The sequence below is a fragment of the Sphingomonas sp. PP-CE-3G-477 genome, assembly GCF_003050745.1.
GTDB lineage: Bacteria > Pseudomonadota > Alphaproteobacteria > Sphingomonadales > Sphingomonadaceae > Sphingomonas.
The window spans coordinates 1-1916 of the sequence record NZ_QAOF01000027.1; the positions used below are offsets into that span (position 1 = coordinate 1).

Consider the following 1916-nt stretch of genomic DNA (forward strand, 5'->3'; position numbering starts at 1 on the left):
ACGCTAGCCGTGCCGTCGCGGGGTGGAGCAGCCCGGTAGCTCGTCAGGCTCATAACCTGAAGGTCACAGGTTCAAATCCTGTCCCCGCAACCAAAACCACAAACAAAACAACGACATAACAACCACCCCCTCCGCAAGCAGGGGGATTTTTTTGTTAGCACGCCGCTAGCACAAATTTGACTTTTGCCGGCAATTGTAAAAAACTACGCCCATTGGTCCACTTTGTACCGGTAGCGTCGTCATGCAGCGGCACGAAATCCTAGGCGGAAAAGTCCAGATCTACAGGCGCGCGGAGGGCGGAAGCTGGCATTGCTCCGCCTCTGTCGGCAACAAGCAGCGCCGCTCATCGACCCGAACCGACAGCCTCTCACTTGCCAAGCAGGTGGCGGAAGACTGGTATCTCGGCCTGCGCGGCAAGCTGCATGCCGGCGTCCTGAAGACCGAGAAGACCTTCAAGGACGCCGCTTTCCAGTTCACCCGGGAATACGAGGCTATTACCGAGGGGCAGCGTAGCGTGCGCTGGACCGAGGGGCACGCCATCCGCTTGCGGATTCATCTCCTGCCGTTCTTCGGCGATATGGGCCTGTCGGAGATTACCGCGGGCAGGGTGCAGGAATACCGCGTGCATCGCATGTCGTCGCGCGGCGTGGCCAACCCGCATTCGCGGAGCAACAGGCCGGTCACGGACAAGGCACCCGCCTTGAAAACCCTGCACAACGAGATCGTGACGCTGCGGCAGGTGCTGCATACCGCGGTCCGTCACGGCTGGGTTTCGCACGTGCCGGATATCTCGAGCCCGTACCGCGCGTCCAGCAAGGTCGAGCATCGGCCGTGGTTCAGTCCTGCCGAGTACAAGCAGCTTTACAAGGCGACCGGCGCCTATGCGAAGGAGCCGTTCCACGAGCACTACCGCTGGAACGCCGAGCAGGTGCACGGCTATGTGCTGTTCATGGCGAATACCGGTCTACGCCCGGACGAGGCATCCAATCTCGAGCACCGCGACGTCGAGATCGTGATCGACGACGAGACCGGACAGCGCATTCTCGAGATCGAAGTTCGCGGCAAGCGCGGCGTCGGCTTCTGCAAGAGCATGCCGAACGCGGTTCGCCCCTATGAACGTCTACTTGGACGTCCAAAGCCGGTTCAGGGCGAAACCCGCCGACAGCGTAGGCGCCGCGAGCTGGAGGGGGTCAGAGAAGCGCCGGAGACGCCCCTGGCCGAACTGCCCAAGCCAACCGACAAGGTGTTCCCCGGCAATCACGTGAAGCTCTTCAACGGCATTCTCGACAAGGCCGATCTCAAGTTCGATCGCGATGGCAAGGCGCGCACGGCCTATTCTCTGCGCCATACCTATGTCTGTCTCCGCCTGATGGAAGGCGCCGACGTCTATGCCGTCGCCCGTAATTGCCGCACCAGCGTCGAGATGATTCAGAAACATTATGCCGCTCACATCAAGAACATGATCAGCGCGGCCTCCGTCAACGTGCGGCGCGCCAAGCCCAGCGCTCGGCGTAAGCCGCAGCCGGTTCAGTTCGAAGACGACGACCAAAGCTGACCGGGTACCGGTCTCAACACCCGGGCGCGAGCCGTTCACCGGCGCGCGAGCACCCCTTGCGGGGGCGTCCCCGGATGAGCGACCTTGCGGCGATCATCCGCGCTCGTACGAGCGTTTTCCTACTTAGCCGGCTGATGCAGCCTATTGTGCAAAGCGGGTCACAGCGACGTAAGCTCGCGTGATGGCGCAGAGGTTATAAATGCGGACGGTCCGCATTTCGGCAAAACATGGTGAAAGCCGCCCGTCCGCTTTCGGGAAACGAGCGGGGTGGGTTCAACGGGTGGCTGCAACACGCTCGGCGAACATTTCAGCCGGTGTCTGATACATCAAGGTCTTTCTGGGGCGCTCGTTGAGCTGGCGA

The 1916-nt window shown here is 61.5% G+C and carries 1 protein-coding gene and 1 tRNA gene; both read left to right on the top strand.

Annotated elements, in window-relative coordinates; translation table 11 throughout:
* Window positions 1-16 precede the first annotated feature (16 nt).
* A tRNA-Met gene (locus C8J45_RS18765) sits at window positions 17-93 on the top strand.
* A gap of 148 nt (window positions 94-241) precedes the next feature.
* Window positions 242-1555, top strand: coding sequence for an integrase (locus C8J45_RS18770; RefSeq protein WP_107964660.1), 1314 nt, complete (start codon window positions 242-244; stop codon window positions 1553-1555).
* Window positions 1556-1916: the final 361 nt, after the last annotated feature.

Excerpts from the sequence above, each read along its gene's own strand:
- C8J45_RS18770 (WP_107964660.1), top strand. The coding sequence starts at position 242 with ATGCAGCGGCACGAAATCCTAGGCGGAAAAGTCCAGATCTACAGGCGC.